Raw genomic sequence first — 4,573 nt, 5'->3', positions numbered from 1 at the left:
CCTCGTGGGGCGGCGGTCCCGAGCGGCAAGGGGGGGGAAGGTGGCGGCTTTCTTTGCCGCAGATGCTCGAGGCCGCTACAAAGAGCACGGCCTAAGCCGTCTTTGGCAAGCGGACTTGCAGGCAGCCGCGGACGCTGACTTCGTGCCGCTTCCTCGCAGCTGAGACGCGGGCGTAACGGACATGTCCCTTGAGCTACATCGGCGCTTTGCCGGATAACGGGCAAGAGTGGATCGGTCGCTTCGGTGACAGCTCCAGGGCCTGCGCGCCGCCCGGTCCCGAGTGGACATGCCCGTGGTCCGCCGCCACCGTAACGCCGGCCACTCCTGCGATCGGCGCTTCGCCCACCCGAGCCAGAAGCGTCAACTAAGTCGGACCGAACAAGTCGCCCGAGATTCGGTTTGGGAATGAGCCATCCAAGGAGCCATTTAAGGCGGTTCCGGGGCAGACCTGACCATCGAGACCATCACGCTGTTCGTGTGGAGAGGAAGGGAACAGCCTGTCGGAGTGCCGGGGCGCCGTAGTGTGGAAAGGGGGGGCGCCATACCGCGGCGGTATCTCGGGCTTGCCATGGGGCTGGGTGCGGAGGATGGCCGGGTCGGCAAGCCTCTGCACCCGCACCGGCAGACCAGCGCGCGGGAGTTGGTCCGGGGGATCAGCCGACGCGCGTTACGGCAAGCAAAAGCCCGAACGGACCCGCGAAAAAAGAACAGGAAAAACAAATCAACGGCAGGGTGGGAAGGGTCCAGCAGGCTGCTGGTCGCAGCGATTGATCGGCCTCCGGGCCGGTCGAATCGCGAGAAGGGGTCGAGGGGGTATCCCCCTCGCGAACGGTTTTTGTGGTGTCGGGGGCCCCCCGACAGCGCAAAAACATTAGTGAGTAAAGGACCGGACATTCCCACGGATTTTTCGCTGAGTTTTTTCACGCCCCTCGCGGAGGCTTGGACCAGCGAAATCTGCCCGGAGCCTGATCATGTCCATCCACGCCCATTTTGACAAGGCCGATCGTATCGAGCGGCTTGATGAGGCCCCGATTGTCCTCCGGTTCAAGCCGATGTTCCCGCGTGATCTGAAACGCCGGGAGATGCACGGGAACCGGCGCGGGGGGGATCTCACCCATATCCGCGCGCATCTGTCCCATCTCAACTGGCAGGAGATCGGCGGACCGGATTGGATCGACAGACTGAACGCACGCATTGCGCAAGCGGCTCAGGAGAACCTCCAGGAGGAGATTGACGCGAGGACGCGCAAGGGGCGCCACAAGGAGGCGCGAGAGGTCAGCCGCCGTGGCCTGGTCGATCCCTGGAAATACACCCGGCTTGGCCCGCTGCGCGAAGGGGTCCTCACCGTGAACAAGAAGTGGCTGGGGGGGACGGGCCTGGAGGAATGGGACCTGCGGCGGGTGTACGACTTCCTTGGTCGCGCCATGGAATTCCTGACCGAGAATTTTCCCGGAGACCAGCTTCTGGAAGTGCATGTCGACATGGACGAGGAGGCCTTTCATCTGCATTTCGTGGTTGGCGTCTGGGTTGAAAAGGTGAGCGGGAACCGGGGACGGCAGCTCCTTCTCCAGCCCTCGGCCAACCCGCTGATCGCGCGGTATGAGCATGCTCAGGACGTTGCCGGGGAGGCTTTTCTGGCTCTCGGGATTCATCGCGGGGAACGTCGCGCCGAAGCTGTCCGGCAGGCCCTTGCCGCGGGACTGGAGGCGCCGGAGCCGCGTCGGCATGTTCCGCCGTCCCAGTGGCGCCGGGAACAGCGACGACTGGCGCTCGAGGACCGGGACCGGATCCGGGAAGCAGCCCGGGCCGAGGCTGCGGCCACCGTCGCGGATGGCGTGGCGCTGGCGAAGTCCGCGGTGAAGAAGTCCCGCAAGCGGTCTGTCGCCGAGGCGAAGGCCCGGAAGGCGGAGACCGATCGGGAGGTCGCCGCCGCTGAACGTGACCGGGCCCGCGCGGAAGCGCAGGCCGAGGTTGCGCGACGCGCGAGCCTGGAGGCCGAGGCGGCCCGGAAGGAGGCGGATCGGCAGGCTGAAGCGGCGAGGGAGGAGGCCGCCAGGATCGCGCAGGCCGCGCAGAACCAGGCCGGGGCGATCGTTGCCGATGCGACGGCGCTCGCGACCGTGACGGTGCGGAAATCGCGCAAGCGCGCCATCGCCGAGGCCCGGGTCCGGTGCGCCGAAGCGGACCGGGCGGTTGCCGCCGCGGAACGCGCGCGGGCCGATATCGAGGCATCGGCCGCGGTCGCCCACGCAGCCCGGGAAGTGGCCGAGGACGCCCGGCGCGAGGCGGATCGGAAGGCTGAAGCGGCGCGCGCGCAGTCCGTCCGGATCATAGGCTCCGCCAACGACCGCGCCAGCGTGATCCTCTCCGACGCGAAACTGGTCGGGACCAAGGCCCTCAAGAAGGCGCGCAAGCGCGCCGCCCGGGAAACCCAGGCCCTGCGCGACGAGGTCCGGCGCATGAAGGCAAAGACCGCCATCGAGTTGCGCCGCGGTGAGCTGGCGGCGGCTTTTGTCCGGGGGCGGACCTTCCGTCTCCAGGAACGGGCGAACAGCCTCAGCCGCGACATCGAGACGAAGGCGCAGATCTGGGCGGAGCGGGAACGCCAGCATCGGGAGGCGGAGCTGCGGCTGGCCCGGATCGAACAGGAGCGCAGGGCCGCGGAGGCTGCGATCACGCAGGCGCAAGATGCCACCGCCGGGATCCTTGCGACGGCTGAGGCGCGGGTCGAAGAGGCCCAGCAGGCTCTGGCGAAGGCTGACGCGGACCGGATTGAAGCCGAAGGTCTTGTCTTGGCAGCCCGGGAAAAGGCCTCTCGGATCACGGAGGCTGCGGAGGACCGGGCCGGGGTGATCGTCGCAGACGCGACGGCGCTCGCGACCGTGACGGTGCGGAAATCGCGCAAGCGCGCCATCGCGGAGGCCCGGACCCGGCGGGCTGAAACGGACCGGGCGGCTGCCGTTGCCGAACGCGAGCGGGAGGCCGCGGAGACCCGGGCTGAACAAGCGCGGCTGGCGCAGGTGCGGGCCGAGGCCGAACGGGAAGCGGCCGAGGAGGCTGCGATGGCGGCGCGGGCAGAAGCCGCCCGGGTCCAGCAGGCGGCCGAAGCAGCGGCGGACCAGATCCGGACCGAGGCGGTTGCGGCCGCCGAAGCGGAGCAGGCGCGGGCCGATGCCGCGCGTCGGGCCCTGGACGAGGCTGAGGCCGCCCGCCTCGCGGCGGATCAGGCGGCTGCCGAGGTGATCGGCAAGGCTCATGCCGAACAGGCCGAGGCTGCACAGGCCACGGCCCGGGCCGAGGTGATCACGGCCGGGCTTGCCGCGCTGACCGAGGAAATGGCCGCTGGGACTCTGGGCGTGCGGGAAGGCGGTCGCATGATCGCGCGCGCACCGGACCTCCTAAGCCCCGCTTATCCTGAAATCGGCCCGGCAGTTCGGGCCGCCGCGACCGTCGCGGAACAGACCCGCGCGGCGCGGCGCGAGGCAGATGCCGTCGCCCGGGCGACCGACGACGCCCGCAAGGCGGCGGAGGCTGAGATCGCCGAGCGCAAGGCCGCTGCGGCCCGGGTCATCGTGCAGGAGCGCGAGGAGGCTCAGGTCGTACTCAAGAAGCAGCGCGAGGAGGTGGTCAGCGAACTTGCCGAGAAACGCGCAGAGCTGGATCGGCAGGAGACCGAGGTGAAGAAGCAGTGGGCCTTCTTGGCCACCCTGCTGGAGCGGTTCGAACCTCTTCTCAAGAAGGTGATGCGCTGGCTGTCCCATCCGGACCTCCCCGCGGAGATGAAGGACGAAGGGATCGGTCTGGCCGCCGAAGCGCTCAGCCTGTCAAGGTCGCTGGGGCAGGACGATCCGGACCCGTGACCCCTGTCGCCCCATGTTGAAAGTGGGGCGTCCCGCATCCGGGCGCGTGTTGCTTGGGCGCTGGCCGTGGTTCTTATGTGACGAGGGTGATTGGCCTTCGATGAAGGGTGCCGTTGGCCTGACCTCGCCCGTTAGGGCAGCGCCGGGAAGTCGCCTCGCCTGTGCCGGTCGACCATCGCGCAAGGCGGTGGGGGCCAGCACCTCGACCGCGTCGCCCCACATGTACAGGTGCCACGCCATTTCCAGATGGCCTGATGCGGTGAAGCGGACGGTCAGGCTGCCGTCTTCGCCTTCGGTCATTTCTTGGGTCGGGTGGAACAGGAATTCGCGCGCGGTGGGGGCGGCGGCGGGGGCGAAGCGCCAGACGACCTCACCATATTCCGCGTCGGTGTGGAAACTGCCGAAGGCGCGGGCGGAGTGGGTGGTCAGGTCGAAGGCAGGGTCGCAAGCGAAGCTGTCAGTTACGGGCCGAGCCGAGACGATCCGGTCGAGGTGACCTGCCCCTTTTTTCAGGGCCACTCGTAAGTCGAGCTTGTTCTCCATTTGTGTGCCATCATTCGGCGGCGTGAGCAATGGGCGCGGGCGCGGAGCCATCACGTAGCTCAAGCGGCTGCGCCCATTGCGTTTTGTCGAAGGGGCGCGCGGCCGCGAACTCCTCCGGTGTCTGGTACTTCAAGCTGCTGTGCGGGGGACTATCCTGAATTTTGTGCGCT

The 4,573-nt window shown here is 68.2% G+C and carries 2 protein-coding genes; one reads left to right on the top strand and one right to left on the bottom strand.

The features are described from left to right. Positions 1-971: 971 nt before the first annotated feature. A complete protein-coding gene (locus EP237_RS22655) occupies positions 972-3,860 on the top strand; it encodes a hypothetical protein (protein WP_127563085.1) in 2,889 nt (962 codons plus the stop codon). Here EP237_RS22655 and EP237_RS22650 read toward each other — a convergent pair. Continuing rightward, complete coding sequence (locus EP237_RS22650) at positions 3,825-4,403, bottom strand: helix-turn-helix transcriptional regulator (RefSeq protein ID WP_164744814.1); 579 nt, start codon at positions 4,401-4,403, stop codon at positions 3,825-3,827. The genes EP237_RS22655 and EP237_RS22650 overlap by 36 nt on opposite strands. Positions 4,404-4,573 lie beyond the last annotated feature (170 nt).

The organism is Nioella ostreopsis (assembly GCF_004000255.1).
Classification (GTDB): Bacteria; Pseudomonadota; Alphaproteobacteria; order Rhodobacterales; family Rhodobacteraceae; genus Nioella; species Nioella ostreopsis.
The sequence above is the reverse complement of the archived record's forward strand: the minus strand, read 5'-3'. Positions and strand labels throughout refer to the sequence as shown.

Bases quoted from the DNA above. Each gene is read 5' to 3' on its own strand.
- EP237_RS22655 (WP_127563085.1), top strand. From the start codon at position 972: ATGTCCATCCACGCCCATTTTGACAAGGCCGATCGTATCGAGCGGCTT.
- EP237_RS22650 (WP_164744814.1), bottom strand. From the start codon at position 4,403: ATGGAGAACAAGCTCGACTTACGAGTGGCCCTGAAAAAAGGGGCAGGT.